Here is a 16,628-nt window from a genome sequence, read left to right as displayed (position 1 = left end):
CGGGGATGGAACCGAAGCGCCAGCGGCGCAAGGGCGGGCACAACGCCGAGCACGGCCGGTGGGCCGTGTACCTCATCGGCCCGACGATCGCGCTCCTGGCGGTCGTCATCGGCTACCCGGTGGTCAGCGCGATCATCCAGTCGTTCCAGCTCGACCAGGGACTCGACAAGGCGACCGGCCTGTTCGTGCAGGGTGGCTTCGCCGGCGTCACGAACTACGTGCACTGGCTCGGCCAGCAGTGCGGCAACGTCACCTGTCCGCCCGGCAGCCTCGGCTCCCAGTTCTGGGTGTCGATGGGCAACACGTTCTTCTTCACGGTCGTGACCGTGGCGCTCGAGACGGCCATCGGCGTGTGGATGGCGATCATCATGAACCGCAACTTCAGGGGCCGCGCGCTCGTCCGGGCCGCGATCCTGGTGCCGTGGGCGATCCCGACCGCCGTCACCGCCAAGCTCTGGTACTTCATCTTCGACGCGAACGGCGTGCTCAACCACGTCCTCGGGCAGCAGATCCTGTGGACGAGCGGCGAGTGGGCCTCACGGTGGGCGGTCATCATCGCCGACACCTGGAAGACCACGCCGTTCATGGCGCTGCTCATCCTGGCCGGCCTGCAGCTGATCCCTGAAGAGGTGTACGAGGCGGGCAAGATGGACGGCGCCTCGACCTTCCAGCGCTTCGTGCTCATCACCCTGCCGCTCATCAAGCCCGCGCTGATGGTCGCGATCCTGTTCCGTGTGCTCGACGCGCTCCGCATGTACGACCTGCCCGCGATCCTGACCGGCGGCGGCGGTGGTTCCGGCAACGCCACCACGACCCTGTCGATCCTGGTCGTCGAACAGATCCGGCAGGGATTCAACTCCGCGTCGGCCCTGTCGACCATCACCTTCCTGGTGATCTTCGTCGTCGCGTTCGTGTTCGTGCGGTTCCTCGGCGCCAACGTCGTGCAGACCCAGGCCGCCCAGCAGAAGGGTGAACTCAAGTGACCCTCGCAGCAGACCGTCCGCGTTCCGTACCGGTCCCCGGCGACCGCGCTGGAGCACGGGCCGACGTCCGCGTCCGTCGGGACACCGGGCCGCGGATCCGCACAGCCCTGCAAGCCATCGTCATCGCCGTCTGGTGCCTCATCCCGTTCTACTGGATGGTGGTCACGAGCTTCCGCGATGTCGGGTTCACGTTCGACGCCACCCCCTGGCCGACGCACGTCACGCTCGACAACTACACCACCGCGTTCTCGACCGCGCTCGGCAACCACCTCGGGCGGGCGCTCGCGAACAGCCTGCTCATCGGCGGCGTCGTGACGATCATCGCGCTGCTCGTCGGCACCACGGCCGCGTACGCGCTGGCCCGGCTCGAGTTCCGGGGCAAGTCCCTCATCGCCGGCGCGATCCTGGCGGCGTCGATGTTCCCCGGCGTCGCGCTCATCTCCCCGCTGTTCCAGCTGTTCACCGACATCGGCTGGATGGGGTCGTACCAGGCGCTCATCCTGCCGAGCATCTCGTTCGTGCTGCCGCTGACCGTCTACACGCTCGCGTCGTTCTTCCGCGAGATGCCGTGGGACCTGGAAGAGGCGGCCCGCATCGACGGGTGCACCCGCGTGCAGGCGTTCCGGCGGATCATCCTGCCGCTCGCCGCCCCCGCCGTGTTCACCACGGCGATCCTGGCGTTCATCTCCAGCTGGAACGAGTACCTCATCTCGTCGCAGCTCTCGAGTGATGCGACCCAGCCGGTGACGGTGGCGATCGCCTCGTTCGCGGGCTCGCAGCCGCACCAGGAGCCGTACACCGCGGTCATGGCCGCGGGCACGATCGTCACGATCCCGCTCGTGGTCCTCGTGCTGATCTTCCAGCGGCGCATCGTGGCCGGCCTCACCGCCGGCGGCGTGAAGGGCTGACGACCATGGCCCAGCGCGGACCCACCCGGCCCACCGCCCACATCGAGGAGGCGATCGGGTTCGTCGGGATGTTCGGCGTGCTGTTCCTCGGCGTCACCGTGTTCTCCGAGCTCACCGGGCGCCCGGCGCTCGGCTGGGCACTCACCCTGCTCGTGTGCGTCCTCGGCGTCGTCGCGCTCGATCGGTGGCGGGTCGCGGTCGTCCGACGGCACGCCGGCACCGGGGCCCACGCCGACGGCATCGGCGGCGAACCCGTCGGTGTCCCCGTCCGGACGTCCGGCACCGAAGCGGGCGGACGTCGACCGCGGCCCGGCCCGGACGGCCGCGTCCACCAGCACGCCGGCTGGGACGAACTCGCGCCGGCCGGACGTCGCGCGACGCGGGGCGCTCGCCGCACCGTGTCAGTGGTGCCATCGCCATCGCCAGCAGCAGCAGCAGCAGCAGCAGCAGCAGCCGCAGCAGCGGCCGTCGTCGTGCCCACGAGCGCGCCGGTCACCGACCACGGCCCTGGTCCGGACGGACCGACCGGCCAAGCCCGCGGGGCGGACGGCTGACGGGCCTCCCGGGCCGCTGCGGTGGGCATCCAGGAGATCGCGACGGTCACGGGGCTGTCGAAGTCCACGGTGTCGCGGGCGCTCCGCGGCATGTCGAACGTTGCTGACACCACGATCGAGCAGGTGCGGCGGGTCGCCGACGAACTCGGGTACGTCCCGAGCTCCGCGGCGGCCGGCCTCGCCACCGGGCGGCAACGTGCCGTCGGGGTGGTCGTGCCCGTCATCGACCGCTGGTTCTCCGTCAAGGCGCTCGGCGGCGTCGACGCGGAGCTCCGCCAGGCCGGGTACGACCTGGTCCTCTACAACCTCGGCGGCCCGGGCGGCGACCGTGACCGGGCGTTCCGACGCTCGATGCTGCGGCACCGGGTCGACGGCCTCGTGCTGCTCTCCCTGGTGCTCGACGCCACCGAACGGGCCGAACTCGAACTCAGCCGGCACCCCATGGTCGTCATCGGCGGCCCGGCACCGGGTCTGCGGAACGTGGGCGTCGACGACCGTGCGGTCACCCGGATCGCGGTCGAGCACCTGCACGGACTCGGACACCGGCGCATCGCCTACGTCGGCGGGCAGGACGAGGCCGGCATGAACGTCGCGGTGCCCCACCTGCGACGCGACGGGTTCCTCGATGCCATGCGGTCCGCCGGGCACGCCGTGCCCGAAGGGTGGTCGCTCGACGGCCGGTTCTCGTTCGCGGGCGGGGCGGCTGCCGGGAGTGTGCTGTTCGGCGCACCCGGACGACCGACGGCGGTGCTCTGCGCCTCGGACGAGATGGCGCTCGGCGTCCTGCTGGCAGCACGGCGAGCCGGTCTCGTGGTGCCGGCGGACGTGTCCGTGATGGGGATCGACGGCCACGAGTACGGCGCCACCGTCGGACTCACCACCGTCGCGCAGGACCCGGTGGCGCAGGGGCGGACCGCTGCAAGGGCAGTACTCGCCGAGGTCGACGGCGGCGTGCCCGGCCCGATCGCGGCGGCACCCGCGCACCTGGTCGTCCGCGGCACCACGGGCCCCTGCCCGCACGGAGCCGCGTAGGGTCGCCCGCATGGAGGTCACCAAACTCGAACACGCCTGCCAGGTCATCGCCGAGGGGGACGCCCGTCTGGTCCTCGACCCGGGGAACTTCACCCGACCGGTCGACGCGACCGGGGTCGTCGCCGTCGTCATCACGCACGAACACCCGGACCACGTCACCCCGGAGCAGATCCGACGCATCCTCGACGCGAACCCCGGCGCGGTCGTCATCGGGCCGGAGGGGGTCCGCGCGGCGCTCGCCGAGGCGGACATCACGGTCGACGTCGTCACCGACGGGGACCACCGCACGGTCGGGCCCTTCGCGCTCGACTTCCACGGCACCCGCCACCAGCTCATCCATTCGTCGGTGCCGATCGTCGACAACACCGGCGTACTCGTGAACGGCCGGCTGTTCCACCCGGGCGACTCGTACACCGACCCCGGTGTCCCCGTCGAGGTCCTCGCCGCTCCGGTCGGTGCGCCGTGGCTCAAGGTCGCCGAGATGATGGACTACGTCGCCACGATCGCCCCGTCCCGCGCCTACCCCATCCACGAGGCCACACTGTCCGAGATCGGCTACGGCATGCACACGGGGCGACTCCGCGAGGCCGTCGAGCCGTCCGGCTCACTCGTCGTGCTGCGCCCGGGGGAGTCGCTCACGCTCTGAAGCGCGTGGCGGGGCGGCCACGTGTGCCGGGGCGGCCGGGAGGCCCGTCGCGGGGCCGCCACGGGCCTCCCGGCCGTCACCGAGTGAGCAGGACGCGACGGGTCGCGTCCGCGCACCCGGCGTCTTCTGCTCACTGGTCGGGCGCCCGCCGGCGCAGTCGCTCCGCGACCAGGCGGTCGAGCGCCAGGGCGTCCCACGGCGCGTGCCGCTCGGCGTCGTTGTCGAAGTAGACGAAGACGTCCCGGCCGGCATCGGCGTGCTCGAGGACCGTCGTCGCCCAGCTTCCGAGCGCCTGCGGCGAGTACCCGTCGTGGTAGGTCCGCGGCGCACCGTGCAACCGCAGGTAGGCGAACGGCGCCCCGGTGTCCGCACGGAAGCGCGGGAAGTCACCCGCGTGTGAGTCGACCAGGGCGACGCGGTGCCGGCGCAGGACGTCGAGGTGCTCCTCGGCGAAGCCTGCCGCCCGGGCCTCGAGGGCGTGGTGGATCTTCCACGCCGGGTCCTCTGCTCGCAGCGGAGCCGTGGGGTCGTCGGGGACCTTGTCGTCGTGCTGCTGCGCGAGCTCAGCGGCGGCGCCGTGCGTCCGGGGGAGCAGCCCCAGGAACGCGTCGAGCACCTCGGGCGTCGGCAGCAGGCGTTCGGGCAGCTGCCAGAGCACCGGACCGAGGGTGTCCCCGAGTTCGAGCGGTCCCGAGGCGAAGAAGTTCGCGAGTGCGGTCTCGGTGTTCCGCAGGCGCAGCATGTGCGTGACGTAGCGGCCGCCCTTCACAGCGAACCGGAACGGCTGTCCGCCCGAGGCCGTACGCCAGACCCGGTAGCGCGAGGGGCGCTGCAGCGAGTAGAAGGAGCCGTTCAGCTCGACCGTCGGGAACCTCGCCGCGACGTGCTCGAGCCACCGCCGCTTCGCCAGCCGTTCGGGGTAGAAGTCCCCGCGCCACGCGTCGTACTGCCACCCCGACAGGCCGATCCGCACCGTGGCCGAGGGGCTGCCGTCTACACGACGAGCAGCGGCGCTCGCGTCGTGGTCGGCCGTCATCGGTCCACCGTATGCCTGCTGGGGCATGGCGGCACACCCGGGCGACACGCCCCGTTTTGGTGCGGATGCGAGGCTTGTGCAATACTTGTCGAGTTGTCGGAACGGCCCCATCGTATAGCGGCCTAGTACGCTGCCCTCTCACGGCGGTAACGCGGGTTCGAATCCCGCTGGGGTCACCACAGGTGACATGCTCCGAGTCCGACAACAGCCGCGGCCCCATCGTATAGCGGCCTAGTACGCTGCCCTCTCACGGCGGTAACGCGGGTTCGAATCCCGCTGGGGTCACCAGCACCGAAACCCCTGACGAGCTCCGGCTCGCCGGGGGTTTCGTCGTTTCCGGTAGCCTGGCACGCCCCCGTCGTCCGGGGACAGATCGACTCGCGACGGGAGCGCCATGCACGACGAACGCCCACCGCACCTGCGCTGGAAGCTGGTCGCGCTGGTCGCCCTCGGGGGTGCGATCGGCACGGCGGTCCGCGCACTGCTCGCTGCCGCGTTCCCCGCGCATGACGGCGTCAGCTGGGCGGTCCTCACCATCAACGTCGTCGGCGCGTTCTGCCTCGGGTTCCTGCTCGACGCCCTCGCCCGCCGCGGTCCCGACGTGGGTCGGCGCCGCTCCGTACGGCTGTTCGTCGGCACCGGCATCCTCGGTGGCTTCACGACCTACAGCACGCTCGCCGACGACACCGCGCAGCTGCTCGAGCTCGGTCGGTGGACCGCCGGTAGCGGGTACGCGCTGCTCTCGGTGGTGCTCGGACTCGTCGCCGTCGTCCTCGGCCTGTGGGTCGCCTCGGCCACCCGACCCCGGACGGACTCCCGGTGAGCCCGGTCGAACTGCTCCTCGTCGCGGTCGGCGGGGGAGCCGGTGCCGCCTTGCGCTTCCTGCTCGACGGCCTGGTCAAGGGGCGCGTCGCGAGCAGCCGGATCGCCGTGTTCCCGGTCGGCACCCTGCTCATCAACGTGACCGGATCGCTCGTCCTCGGCGTGCTGACGGGGCTCGGCCAGGCCGGCACCCTCCCCGCCTCGACGGTCGCTGTGCTCGGGACGGGCATGATGGGTGGGTACACGACGTTCTCGACGGCGAGCGTCGAGACCGTACAGCTCCTCCGATCCGGCAAGCCCCGGCTCGCCGTCCTGAACGGCCTCGGGATGCTCGTCGTCTCGGTCGGCGCAGCTGCGCTCGGCCTCTGGATCGGAAGGAACTCATGACCTCGGAACGCCCCGGCGAACTCGTCCTCGTCCGTCACGGAGAGACGGAGTGGTCGAAGAGCGGGCAGCACACCGGCCGCACCGACATCCCGCTCACCGAGCACGGTGTCGAGCAGGCGAAGCGCGCCGGCCGGTACCTCGGTGACCGCGCGTTCGCGCTCGCACTGTCGAGTCCGCTGCAGCGCGCTCGCGAGACCGCGCACCTGATCGGCGTCGAACCGGAGCTCGACGAGGACCTCTACGAGTGGGACTACGGCGCGTACGAGGGCCTGACCACCCCGCAGATCAAGGTGCTGCGACACGGGCCGTGGGACCTCTGGACCGACGGCGTTCCGGCGGGGGACACCCCCGGTGAGAACGCCGCCGAGGTCCGCGTCCGCGTCGAACGCATCCTGAACCGGGCCCGTCCGGTGCTCGCCGAGGGCCACGACGCCGTGTTCATCGCCCACGGTCACGTGCTGCGTGCCCTCGGCGCCGCGTGGATCCGGCTGGCGCCGCAGGACGGCGCCGTGCTGAAGCTCGGCACCGCCTCGGTCAGTGTTCTCGGCTACGAGCACGGCCGGCCCGTCATCGACACATGGAACGTCCAGCCCCGCGACTGACGGGGCGGCCGTCTCGCTCGGCGGCTGAACTCGCGAAAGCGACAGTCCCGCGGCACGCGGGCGCGTCCGATCCGCGAAAGCGACAGGTTCCCGCGGATGTTCCGCAGCGATCTGTCGCTTTCGCGGGACGCGGTGGTCGCGACCACTGACGGACGGGAGGCCCGTGGCGGCGCCGCCACGGGCCTCCCGTCCGCCGTCTGCGCCCGTTCCTTCCCCTGTCGCGTGCGATAGCAGGCGGAATCGGGCGTTCCTGGCCGAAAGGAACGACCAGGTACGCCCGATTCGACCCGGCACACCCGGAACGACCAGGTACGCCCGATCCGACCCGGCACGCTCGGAACGACCAGGCGCGTCAGACGGTCCGGATCGCGCTCGTCGCACCCAGGGCACGGCCACGCCGGCGCTCGATCGCGCGCCCGACGAGCAGTAGGCCAACGCTGACCACGGCACCGAGCGCGGTCTGGGCGATGCGGTCCAGCGCCAGCAGTTCCGGCGCCTCGGGCAGGCTCAGCCACGACACGGCCAGGGCGAGCGGCGTCAGGAACAGCAGGCAGACCGCGTAGTTGCGTGCCACGAAGATCTCGGCGAAGAACTGCCCGACGACGGCGAGCACGACGATCCACCACGCCGACGGCTCGAGCAGCAGGATCCCGACGGCGATGACGGTGCCGCCGATCGTGCCGATGACGCGCTGGACGGCGCGGGCGACGGTGTGCCGCTGGCGGAGTGCCGGCAGCGTCGACACCACCGCGATGACCGCCCAGTACGGGTGCCCGAGGCCGGGGATCGCCTCGGCGACGGCGCCGGCGACGAGCGACCCGACGACGTTGAGCGCGACGGTCTCCCACAGTGCCAGGGTGCGGAGGACCGCGAACGAGCGGTGCTTGCGGTCGGCGAGGGGCCGGAAACGGTGCGGCGCGTGCGGGTGGAACACGCGGCGCAGGACCACGCCGGACATCGCGACGAGCCACGCCCACACGATCGAGCACACGATGATCGTCGCGACGAGCGGCACGTCGCGGGGCGTGATCGGCACCAGGGCGGAGACGACGAACGCGAACACCGGGAAGATCGGCTGCGCGGGGATGGCCCGGAGCACCGACAGCGTGCACACCGCGAACACCAGGACCGCGACGAGTCCCACCGCCTGCAGCCAGAGCGACGCCCCGACGAGCCCCACTCCGATGCCCGCGGCCATGCAGAGTGCCTGCATCCCACCGGCGACCCCGGTGGTGACGGCGCGCTGGCGGTACGGCTCCGTGGCGCCGAAGATCGCGGTGAACCCGGCGAACATGGCGAACGCGGCGTACCCCGGCATGTCGAGGGCGATGAGCAGCGCGAGGGGCGCTCCGCCCGCGATCGCGGCGCGTGCCGCGCCCTCGAAGTTGATCGTCCGGGTCGAGTGCGCAGGTGTCGTCATGTCCCGACCATCCTCCCACCGCGGCGGGTGCAGCGGAGTCGCCACGGGCCTCCCGGCAGGCCCGCGCCCCGACCGACGGCGGTGACCACGCGTTGGTATACCAATGGTAGAGTCGCCTGATCGTGCCGCGGTCGCGGCGCACTGACGAGGACGAGGAGGGCTGGGCTCATGGGAAAGACGCTCGCCGAGAAGGTGTGGGACGACCACGTCGTGGTCAAGGGGGAGGACGGCAACCCCGACCTCCTCTACATCGACCTCCACCTCGTGCACGAGGTGACGAGCCCGCAGGCGTTCGACGGCCTGCGGCAGGCCGGTCGCCCGGTCCGTCGCCTCGACCTGACGATCGCGACCGAGGACCACAACACCCCGACGCTCGCCATCGACCGCCCCATCGCGGACCCGACGAGCCGGATCCAGATCGAGACGCTCCGTCGCAACTGCGAGGAGTTCGGCGTCCGGCTGCACTCGCTCGGCGACAAGGAGCAGGGCATCGTGCACGTGGTCGGCCCGCAGCTCGGCCTGACCATGCCGGGCATCACGGTCGTCTGCGGAGACTCGCACACGAGCACGCACGGGGCCTTCGGCGCGATGGCGTTCGGCATCGGCACGTCCGAGGTCGAGCACGTCCTCGCGACGCAGACCCTGCCGCTCAAGCCGTTCAAGACGATGGCGATCACGGTCGAGGGCACGCTGCGTCCCGGCGTCACCGCGAAGGACATCATCCTCGCCGTCATCGCGAAGATCGGCACCGGCGGTGGGCAGGGCTACGTGCTCGAGTACCGCGGCTCGGCGATCCGAGCGCTGTCGATGGAGGGGCGCATGACGATCTGCAACATGTCGATCGAGGCCGGCGCCCGAGCCGGCATGGTCGCCCCCGACCAGACCACCTACGACTACGTCCAGGGCCGCGACCACGCTCCGACGGGCCAGGACTGGGACGACGCCGTCGCGTACTGGGAGACCCTGTCCACCGACGACGACGCCGTGTTCGACGCCGAGGTGTTCATCGACGCCGACGAGCTCGAGCCCTTCGTCACCTGGGGGACGAACCCGGGCCAGGGCGTCTCGCTGTCCGAGCGCGTCCCGGACCCTGCGAGCTACAGCGACCAGAACGACCAGGCTGCCGCCCGCCGTGCTCTCGAGTACATGGACATCGAAGCCGGCACGCCCATGAAGGACATCGCCGTCGACGCGGTGTTCATGGGCTCCTGCACGAACTCCCGCATCGAGGACCTGCGGGCCTTCGCGTCGATCATCGGGGGCCGCCAGAAGGCACCGGGGGTGCGCGTGATGGTCGTCCCGGGGTCCGCCCGTGTGCGGCTCGAGGCCGAAGCCGAGGGGCTCGACAAGGTCTTCACCGACTTCGGTGCCGAGTGGCGCTTCGCCGGCTGCTCGATGTGCCTCGGCATGAACCCGGACCAGCTGGCACCGGGGGAGCGCTGCGCGAGCACCTCGAACCGCAACTTCGAGGGTCGCCAGGGCAAGGGCGGGCGCACCCACCTGGTGTCGCCGCTCGTCGCCGCCGCCACCGCGGTGCGCGGCACGCTGTCCGGCCCGTGGGACCTGGAAGCATCCGACGCGAACGCCGTCCTGGAAGGGGCTCTCTGATGGACAAGATCAGCACCGTCACCGGGGTCGCCGCCCCGCTCAAGCGGTCCAACGTGGACACCGACCAGATCATCCCGGCGGTCTACCTGAAGCGTGTCACGAAGACCGGCTTCGAGGACGCCCTGTTCTCCGGATGGCGCCAGGACCCCGACTTCGTGCTGAACCAGCCGGAGTTCCAGGGCGCCCGGGTGCTCGTCGCCGGCCCCGACTTCGGCACCGGGTCGTCCCGCGAGCACGCCGTCTGGGCGCTCCGCGACTTCGGCTTCGCGGTCGTGATCTCGCCCCGGTTCGCGGACATCTTCAAGGGCAACGCGGGCAAGCAGGGCCTGGTCACCGCGATCGTCACCGAAGCGGAGGTCGAGCGCCTGTGGGCCGCCATCGAGGCGACCCCGGGCATCGAGGCGACGGTCGACCTCGTGACGCAGCGCGTGTCACTCGGGGATGTGGACGTCCCCTTCGAGATCGACGCTTACACTCGTTGGCGGTTGATGGAAGGGCTCGACGACATCGGGCTCACCCTCCGTGACGAGACCTCGATCACGGAGTTCGAATCCCGCCGCTCCAGTTGGCGGCCGAAGACATTGCCGGTGAAGTAGTGAACTCTCTCGTACAGGACGCAGCGGCCGCAGGGGCGCGCGTGGGCCTCAAGTCGGACGAGATCGTCATCCGCGGGGGCAAGCCCCTCGTGGGGCGCATCGAGGTCCGTGGGGCGAAGAACCTCGCGACCAAGGCGATGGTGGCCGCGCTGCTGGGTGACACGCCGTCGATCCTCAAGGACGTCCCGGACATCTCCGACGTCAAGGTGGTCCGCGGGCTGCTCGAGGTGCACGGCGTGCGCGTCACCGATCCTGCACGAGGCGAACTCATCCTCGACCCGTCGCGCGTCGAGTCGGCACACTTCGCCGAGATCGACGCCCACGCCGGTTCGAGCCGCATCCCGATCCTGTTCTGCGGCCCGTTGCTGCACAAGCTCGGTGAGGCGTTCATCCCGGACCTGGGCGGCTGCCGCATCGGCGACCGTCCCATCGACTTCCACCTCGACGCCCTCCGCGCCATGGGCGCGGTCGTCGACAAGCAGGTCAACGGCATCCACCTGACGGCCCCGAACGGGCTGCAGGGCGCCTCGATCGAGCTGCCCTACCCGAGCGTCGGCGCGACCGAGCAGGTCCTGCTCTCAGCGACCCTGGCGTCCGGCGTCACCGAACTGCGGAACGCCGCGATCGAGCCCGAGATCATGGACCTCATCGCGATCCTGCAGAAGATGGGCGCCATCGTCTCGGTCGAGCCCAACCGCGTCATCTTCATCGAGGGTGTCGAGTCGCTGCGTGGCTACACCCACCGGGCGATCAACGACCGCAACGAGGCCGCCAGCTGGGCCTCGGCCGCGCTCGCCACCAACGGCGACATCTTCGTCGAGGGCGCGAAGCAGCAGGAGCTCATGACGTTCCTCAACGTCTTCCGCAAGGTCGGCGGCGGCTTCGACATCCAGGAGGACGGCATCCGGTTCTACCGTGAGCTCGACACCCTGAAGCCCGTCGTCATCGAGACGGACGTGCACCCCGGCTTCATGACGGACTGGCAGCAGCCGCTCATCGTCGCGCTCACGCAGGCCGACGGCCAGAGCGTCGTGCACGAGACCGTCTACGAGAACCGCTTCGGCTTCACCGACGCGCTCAACGAGATGGGCGCCGACATCGTCGTCCACAAGGAGGGGCTGCCCGGGCACGACCGCCGCGTCGCCCGCCGTCCGTTCGAGCAGGCCGCCGTCATCACCGGCCCGACCACGCTGCACGCCGCGAACGTGCGCGTCCCCGACCTCCGCGGCGGCTTCAGCCACCTCATCGCGGCGCTGACCGCCGACGGCGAGTCGCACATCACCAACGTCGGCATCATCAGCCGCGGCTACGAGCACTTCATCCCGAAGCTGCGCAAGCTCGGCGCCGACTTCGACTTCGCGGGGTAGCCGTGTCGTCATCGCAGTCGGGCGACGACGTGTCGCCTCCCAGCGACGGTGACGGACTGGAGGCACGGCGCGAGTCCGCCTCGGACGTCGCCACGGGCCTCCCGGTCCGGGGTCGCCGGTGGCGTCGCGGCGAGCTGAACCCCGCCTTCCGCATCGTCGGCTCCATCGTCATCCCGACCTTCCGTTTCTCGGCGCGCTACCACTGGCACGGCCGGAACCGCCTGCCGGCAGAGGGCGCGTTCGTGCTCGCTCCGAACCACTTCACGAACATCGACCCGCTCGTGGTCGGCACCGCCGTGTGGCTGAGCCGTCGGGCGCCCCGGTTCCTCGCGAAGGCGTCGCTCTTCCGGGTCCCGGTCGTCGGCAAGCTCATGTCCGGCATGGGACAGATCCCCGTCGAGCGATCAGGACGGACCCGCCTGAGCGATCCGCTCGGTGGCGGCCGATCGCTGATCGAGCAGGGCGGGGCGATCATCGTCTACCCGGAGGGCACGCTGACCCGCGACCCGGACCTGTGGCCGATGCGCGGCAAGACCGGTGCGGTGCGGATCGCGCTCGAGAACGACGTGCCGCTCATCCCCATGGCCCACTGGGGCACGCAGCAGATCATGGCCCGGTACGGCAAGAAGCTCCGGCTGTTCCCGCCGTCCCGCGTCGACGTCATCGTCGGCGAGCCGGTGGACCTGTCGGCGTACCGCGGCCGACCGATCGACCAGAAGATGCTCGGCGAAGCCACTGAACTCGTCATGCGCCGCATCACCGCGCTGCTCGAGGAGCTCCGCGGCGAGCAGGCCCCGGCCGTCCGCTGGGACCCGGCCGCGAACAACCAGAAGGAGACCGGCCGGTTTGAGTGACCTCCGACCGCACGACGATCGACCCGACCCTGCCGCAGCAGCCTCGGGGGCCTTCGACACCGCCGCGATCCGGGTGGTGATGCAGACCGCCGACAAGCCGCGCGTGGCCGTCATCGGTGCCGGTAGCTGGGGCACCACGTTCGCGAAGGTGCTGGCCGAGGGCGGCGCGTCCACCGTGGTGTGGGCCCGACGCGCCGAGGTCGCCCGCGAGATCACCGAGACGAAGCGCAACTCGGACTACCTGCCGGGCATCAACCTGCCCCGCACGCTCACCGCGTCGACGTCCCTCGCACAGGTCCTCGACGGCGCTTCACAGGTGTACGTCTCGGTGCCGTCGCAGACCCTCCGGTCCAACCTCGCCGCGATCCGTGAGCTCCTGCCGGCCGACGTGCCCGTGGTCAGCCTCATGAAGGGCGTCGAGAAGAGCACGGGCCTGCGGATGAGCGAGGTCCTGCTGCAGGGGCTCGGCATCGACCAGGACCGCATCGCCGTCGCCAGTGGTCCGAACCTGGCGCTCGAGATCGCGCGGCGGCAGCCGACTGCCGCCGTGGTGTCCTCGTCGAGCGTGGACACCGCGACCGCCGTCGCCGCCGTGGCCACGAACCCGTACTTCCGGTCCTTCATCAACACCGACGTCATCGGCACCGAGTTCGGCGGCGTGCTCAAGAACCTCATCGCGGTCGCCATCGGCATCGTCGACGGCGTGGGCTACGGCGAGAACACGAAGGCGTCGATCATCACGCGCGGGCTCGCCGAGATGACGGAGTTCGCGGTGTCGCTCGGCGCGCAGCCCTCCACGCTGTCGGGCCTCGCGGGCCTCGGCGACCTCATCGCCACGTGCCAGTCGCCCCTGTCGCGGAACAACACGGCGGGCCGGCTGCTCGGCCAGGGCTACCGGTTCGACGAGGTCGTCCGGCAGATGAACCAGACGGCCGAAGGCCTGGCGTCCGTCGCGCCGATCCTCGAGCTCGCCGCGGCGAACGGGGTCGACATGCCCATCGTCAGCCAGGTGGGCGAGGTGCTCGCCGGTAGGCTCGATCCGCGCAACATCGCGCCGCACCTCACCGAGACCGACGAGCCCCAGGGCGAGTGACCGGTCCCGCACCGAGTCACGAAGGGACTCCCGTGCCCACGATCCCCGAGGGAACCATCCCCCCGACCACCGTCGCCGTGCTGTTCGGCGGTCGCTCGAGCGAGCACGAGATCAGCTGCGTCACCGCCGGCGGCATCATGGACGTCGTCGACCGTGCTGAGTACGAGCTCGTCCCGATCGGGATCACGAAGGACGGCGCCTTCACCCTGCAGCCCGACGACCCGGCGCAGTGGACCATCCGCGACGGTGCACTGCCGACGGTCCCCGACAACGGCACGCGCATCGCGTTCCCGACCTCGCCCGCGACGAACGAGCTCGTCGTGTCGCACCCGGACGGCACGGCGACGACGATCGCAGTCGACGTGGTGTTCCCGATCCTGCACGGTCCCTTCGGCGAGGACGGCACGATCCAGGGCCTGCTCGAGATCGCCGGCCTGCCGTACGTCGGCGACGGCGTGCTCGCCAGCGCGCTCGCGATGGACAAGCACGTCGCCAAGGCCGTGCTCGAGCACGCCGGACTGCGGGTCGCACCGTGGACGACCGTGCTCCGCCGTCAGTGGGCTGCCGAGGCGGCGGACGTCGCCGAGACGATCGCCGCGCACGGATGGCCCCTGTTCGTGAAGCCGGCGCGCGCCGGCTCGAGCATGGGCGTCTCTCGTGTCGACGGGCCGGACGAGCTCGCTGCCGCGATGGACCTGGCGTTCGAGCACGACTCGAAGGTCATCGTCGAACCCCGCGTCGTCGGGCGCGAGGTCGAGGTCGCCGTGCTCGAGGGCCGCGACGGCGTGCCGCGCACCAGTCTGCCCGGCGAGATCGTGGTGCCCGAGGACGGCTTCTACGACTTCGCCTCGAAGTACCTCGGCGGTGACGAGTCGCTGCTGTGCCCGGCGCCCCTGACCGACGCCGAGACCGACGAGATCCGGTCGATCGGTGCCCGCGCGTTCGAGGCCATCGGCGGCGCCGGGCTCGCTCGCGTCGACTGCTTCCTGACCGACGACGGCTTCGTCGTCAACGAGGTCAACACCATGCCGGGCTTCACGCCGCTGTCCATGTACCCGCGCTGCTGGGCCGCGTCCGGGGTGTCCTACGGTGAACTCGTCACCGAGCTGATCGAGCTGGGGCGCGCCGCAGTCCGATGACCCGCGGGCGTCAGCCCTGCACGTCGGACGGGTCGAGGCACTCGTGTCCGTCCTTCGGCAGGGTCGACACGGCGTCGGACAGGTCCTGGACCACCTGTGAGGTGGTCTTCTTCGTGTCGACGACGACCTGCACGGCAGGGGACCGTCCGAACGTCGTGAAGACGACCTGGTCGCCGCGGTCGTCGCGGATCCAGTCGACCCCTCCCTGCGAGAAGCACGGCAGGTCGGACACCGTCGGCACGGCAACGCCGCAGTGGTAGATCGCGACCTCGGGATCGCCCCACGCCGCGGTCGACTGGGCGTTCGTGTTCCGGAGGTCGAACGTCGAGTCCACCGTCGACGGCAGTCGCACCTGGACCGCGGCGCACGCGGCGACGTCGGCGGAGGGGGCTGGCGACATCGACACGGCGTTCGTGCACCCGGTCAGCCCGGCTGCGAGGGCGATCACGACCCCCACGACGGTGAGGGTGCGAGGGGTGCGGCGTGCGGTGTCCATCGCCGTCCAGGCTACCGTTCTCGTGTGGACGCGACGGACGACGCCTGGGCCGGACCGACGGTGGGGGAGCTCGGTGAACTCGCCGTCCTCGGCCGCATCACGAGCCGCCTGCCGGCGGGGACCCCGATCCTCGGTCCCGGCGACGACTGCGCCGTCGTCGCCGCCCCCGACGGCCGCTTCGTCGTGACGACGGACATGATGGTGCACGGCCCCGACTTCCGCTGGGCGTGGTCCTCGCCGGCCGACGTCGGGTGGAAGGCCGCCGCCACGAACCTCTCCGACGTCGCCGCGATGGGGGCGACCCCGAGCGGTCTCGTCATCGCCCTCGCGGCCCCGCAGGACACCCCGGTCGCTGTCCTCGAGGGCATCTCCGACGGCTTCCGGCTCGCCGTCGACGCGCTCGCGCCGGGGTGCGGGGTGGTCGGCGGTGACCTGTCCACCTCGGCGACGTTCACGGTGACCGTCACGGCCTTCGGCGACCTCGGGGGTCATGCACCGGTGCTCCGCTCGGGAGCACGTCCTGGTGACGTCCTGGCGGTGTCCGGCGAGCTCGGACGGGCGGCCCGCGGGTTGTCACGACTGTTCCGCGACGGCGTCGACGAGCGGGGTGAACCGGACCGCTCGGTGACGGTGTCGAGCGGGGCCGACGCCGACCCGGACGTCGGACGGCAGCGGCGTCCCGTGCCGCCGATCGCGGACGGCCCGCGCGCGGCTGCGGGCGGGGCGACGGCGATGCTGGACCTGTCCGACGGGCTGGCGATCGACGCCGGCCGGATGGCCCGGGCGAGCGGGGTGACGCTCGAGCTCGACGAGTCGACGGGTCTCGACGATGCCGCGCTGCACGGTGGCGAGGACCACGGCCTGCTCGCCACGTTCCCCGACGGTGCGGTGCTGCCCGGCGGGTTCCGCCGCCTCGGTGTCGTGCTGCCTCGCGGCGACGCGGACCTGCTTCGTGCCGGATCCCCGGTGCCGACGACCGGCTGGGACCCCTACGCGGACTGGGACGGCGTCACCGGCTGACCCGATGGCCGACCCGGCTCGGCGGCTTCCGCGGCCGCCCTGGCGGAGGCGAGCAGTGCCTCCCG

At 71.3% G+C, this 16,628-nt stretch carries 18 protein-coding genes and 2 tRNA genes; 17 read left to right on the top strand and 3 right to left on the bottom strand.

Translation table 11 applies throughout. From position 1 onward, the window contains the following. Positions 1–5 precede the first annotated feature (5 nt). From ITJ56_RS15625 to ITJ56_RS15605, 5 genes are all read left to right on the top strand, one after another. A complete protein-coding gene (locus ITJ56_RS15625) occupies positions 6–983 on the top strand; it encodes a carbohydrate ABC transporter permease (protein ID WP_194631567.1) in 978 nt (325 codons plus the stop codon). A gap of 95 nt (positions 984–1,078) precedes the next feature. After that, complete coding sequence (locus ITJ56_RS15620) at positions 1,079–1,891, top strand: carbohydrate ABC transporter permease (RefSeq protein ID WP_323749842.1); 813 nt, start codon at positions 1,079–1,081, stop codon at positions 1,889–1,891. Positions 1,892–1,896: 5 nt separating this feature from the next. Further along, the gene (locus tag ITJ56_RS15615) at positions 1,897–2,445 is read left to right on the top strand and encodes a hypothetical protein (RefSeq protein WP_194631545.1); all 549 of its coding nucleotides are present in this window, start codon (positions 1,897–1,899) and stop codon (positions 2,443–2,445) included. Between the two features lie 21 nt (positions 2,446–2,466). Next, complete coding sequence (locus ITJ56_RS15610) at positions 2,467–3,477, top strand: LacI family DNA-binding transcriptional regulator (RefSeq protein ID WP_416354797.1); 1,011 nt, start codon at positions 2,467–2,469, stop codon at positions 3,475–3,477. Positions 3,478–3,487: 10 nt separating this feature from the next. Then, entirely contained in the window at positions 3,488–4,123 is a 636-nt protein-coding gene (locus ITJ56_RS15605; RefSeq protein ID WP_194631544.1) for an MBL fold metallo-hydrolase, read from the top strand. 130 nt (positions 4,124–4,253) lie between these two features. Here ITJ56_RS15605 and ITJ56_RS15600 read toward each other — a convergent pair whose 3' ends face one another. Continuing rightward, positions 4,254–5,159, bottom strand: a complete 906-nt coding sequence (locus tag ITJ56_RS15600; RefSeq protein WP_194631543.1) for a DUF72 domain-containing protein — start codon at positions 5,157–5,159, stop codon at positions 4,254–4,256. Positions 5,160–5,262: 103 nt separating this feature from the next. On the opposite strand from ITJ56_RS15600, the gene ITJ56_RS15595 reads away from it, so the two are divergent. The 5 genes from ITJ56_RS15595 to ITJ56_RS15575 all read left to right on the top strand — a co-directional run bounded on the left by ITJ56_RS15595 (position 5,263) and on the right by ITJ56_RS15575 (position 6,970). Continuing rightward, positions 5,263–5,338: transfer RNA gene (locus tag ITJ56_RS15595), tRNA-Glu, on the top strand. A gap of 33 nt (positions 5,339–5,371) precedes the next feature. After that, a tRNA-Glu gene (locus ITJ56_RS15590) sits at positions 5,372–5,447 on the top strand. Positions 5,448–5,553: 106 nt separating this feature from the next. Next, a complete protein-coding gene (locus ITJ56_RS15585; RefSeq protein WP_194631542.1) occupies positions 5,554–5,982 on the top strand; it encodes a fluoride efflux transporter FluC in 429 nt (142 codons plus the stop codon). Then, the gene (crcB, locus tag ITJ56_RS15580; protein WP_194631541.1) at positions 5,979–6,368 is read left to right on the top strand and encodes a fluoride efflux transporter CrcB; all 390 of its coding nucleotides are present in this window, start codon (positions 5,979–5,981) and stop codon (positions 6,366–6,368) included. Before ITJ56_RS15585 ends, crcB begins: the two co-directional genes overlap by 4 nt. Continuing rightward, a complete protein-coding gene (locus ITJ56_RS15575; RefSeq protein ID WP_194631540.1) occupies positions 6,365–6,970 on the top strand; it encodes a histidine phosphatase family protein in 606 nt (201 codons plus the stop codon). Before crcB ends, ITJ56_RS15575 begins: the two co-directional genes overlap by 4 nt. A 352-nt stretch (positions 6,971–7,322) precedes the next feature. On the opposite strand, the gene ITJ56_RS15570 is transcribed toward ITJ56_RS15575, so the two are convergent. Next, positions 7,323–8,390, bottom strand: coding sequence for an FUSC family protein (locus ITJ56_RS15570; RefSeq protein ID WP_194631539.1), 1,068 nt, complete (start codon positions 8,388–8,390; stop codon positions 7,323–7,325). A gap of 168 nt (positions 8,391–8,558) precedes the next feature. Here ITJ56_RS15570 and leuC point away from each other — a divergent pair, with 168 nt between their 5' ends. From leuC to ITJ56_RS15540, 6 genes are all read left to right on the top strand, one after another. Further along, entirely contained in the window at positions 8,559–9,998 is a 1,440-nt protein-coding gene (leuC, locus tag ITJ56_RS15565; protein WP_194631538.1) for a 3-isopropylmalate dehydratase large subunit, read from the top strand. Then, on the top strand, positions 9,998–10,594 hold the full coding sequence (gene leuD, locus ITJ56_RS15560; protein ID WP_194631537.1) for a 3-isopropylmalate dehydratase small subunit: 597 nt from the start codon (positions 9,998–10,000) through the stop codon (positions 10,592–10,594). Before leuC ends, leuD begins: the two co-directional genes overlap by 1 nt. After that, positions 10,594–11,961 (top strand): UDP-N-acetylglucosamine 1-carboxyvinyltransferase, encoded by a 1,368-nt coding sequence (gene murA / locus ITJ56_RS15555; RefSeq protein ID WP_194631536.1) that lies wholly within the window; start codon positions 10,594–10,596, stop codon positions 11,959–11,961. The genes leuD and murA overlap by 1 nt, the downstream gene beginning before the upstream one ends. 29 nt (positions 11,962–11,990) lie before the next feature. Beyond that, complete coding sequence (locus tag ITJ56_RS15550) at positions 11,991–12,815, top strand: lysophospholipid acyltransferase family protein (RefSeq protein WP_194631566.1); 825 nt, start codon at positions 11,991–11,993, stop codon at positions 12,813–12,815. 79 nt (positions 12,816–12,894) lie between these two features. Beyond that, positions 12,895–13,908, top strand: a complete 1,014-nt coding sequence (locus ITJ56_RS15545) for an NAD(P)H-dependent glycerol-3-phosphate dehydrogenase (protein ID WP_194631565.1) — start codon at positions 12,895–12,897, stop codon at positions 13,906–13,908. A gap of 32 nt (positions 13,909–13,940) precedes the next feature. Continuing rightward, complete coding sequence (locus tag ITJ56_RS15540; protein WP_416354796.1) at positions 13,941–15,047, top strand: D-alanine--D-alanine ligase family protein; 1,107 nt, start codon at positions 13,941–13,943, stop codon at positions 15,045–15,047. Between the two features lie 10 nt (positions 15,048–15,057). Here ITJ56_RS15540 and ITJ56_RS15535 read toward each other — a convergent pair whose 3' ends face one another. Then, on the bottom strand, positions 15,058–15,543 hold the full coding sequence (locus tag ITJ56_RS15535) for a DUF3515 family protein (protein ID WP_194631535.1): 486 nt from the start codon (positions 15,541–15,543) through the stop codon (positions 15,058–15,060). A 24-nt stretch (positions 15,544–15,567) separates the two neighbouring features. Here ITJ56_RS15535 and thiL point away from each other — a divergent pair, with 24 nt between their 5' ends. Beyond that, the gene (gene thiL, locus ITJ56_RS15530) at positions 15,568–16,563 is read left to right on the top strand and encodes a thiamine-phosphate kinase (protein WP_194631534.1); all 996 of its coding nucleotides are present in this window, start codon (positions 15,568–15,570) and stop codon (positions 16,561–16,563) included. The last annotated feature ends 65 nt before the right edge of the window (positions 16,564–16,628 follow it).

The organism is Curtobacterium sp. VKM Ac-1376 (assembly GCF_015351025.1).
In the GTDB taxonomy this organism is placed as follows: Bacteria; Actinomycetota; Actinomycetes; order Actinomycetales; family Microbacteriaceae; genus Curtobacterium.
Note: the sequence above shows the minus strand (reverse complement) of the source record. Positions and strands in the feature narration are given on the sequence as shown.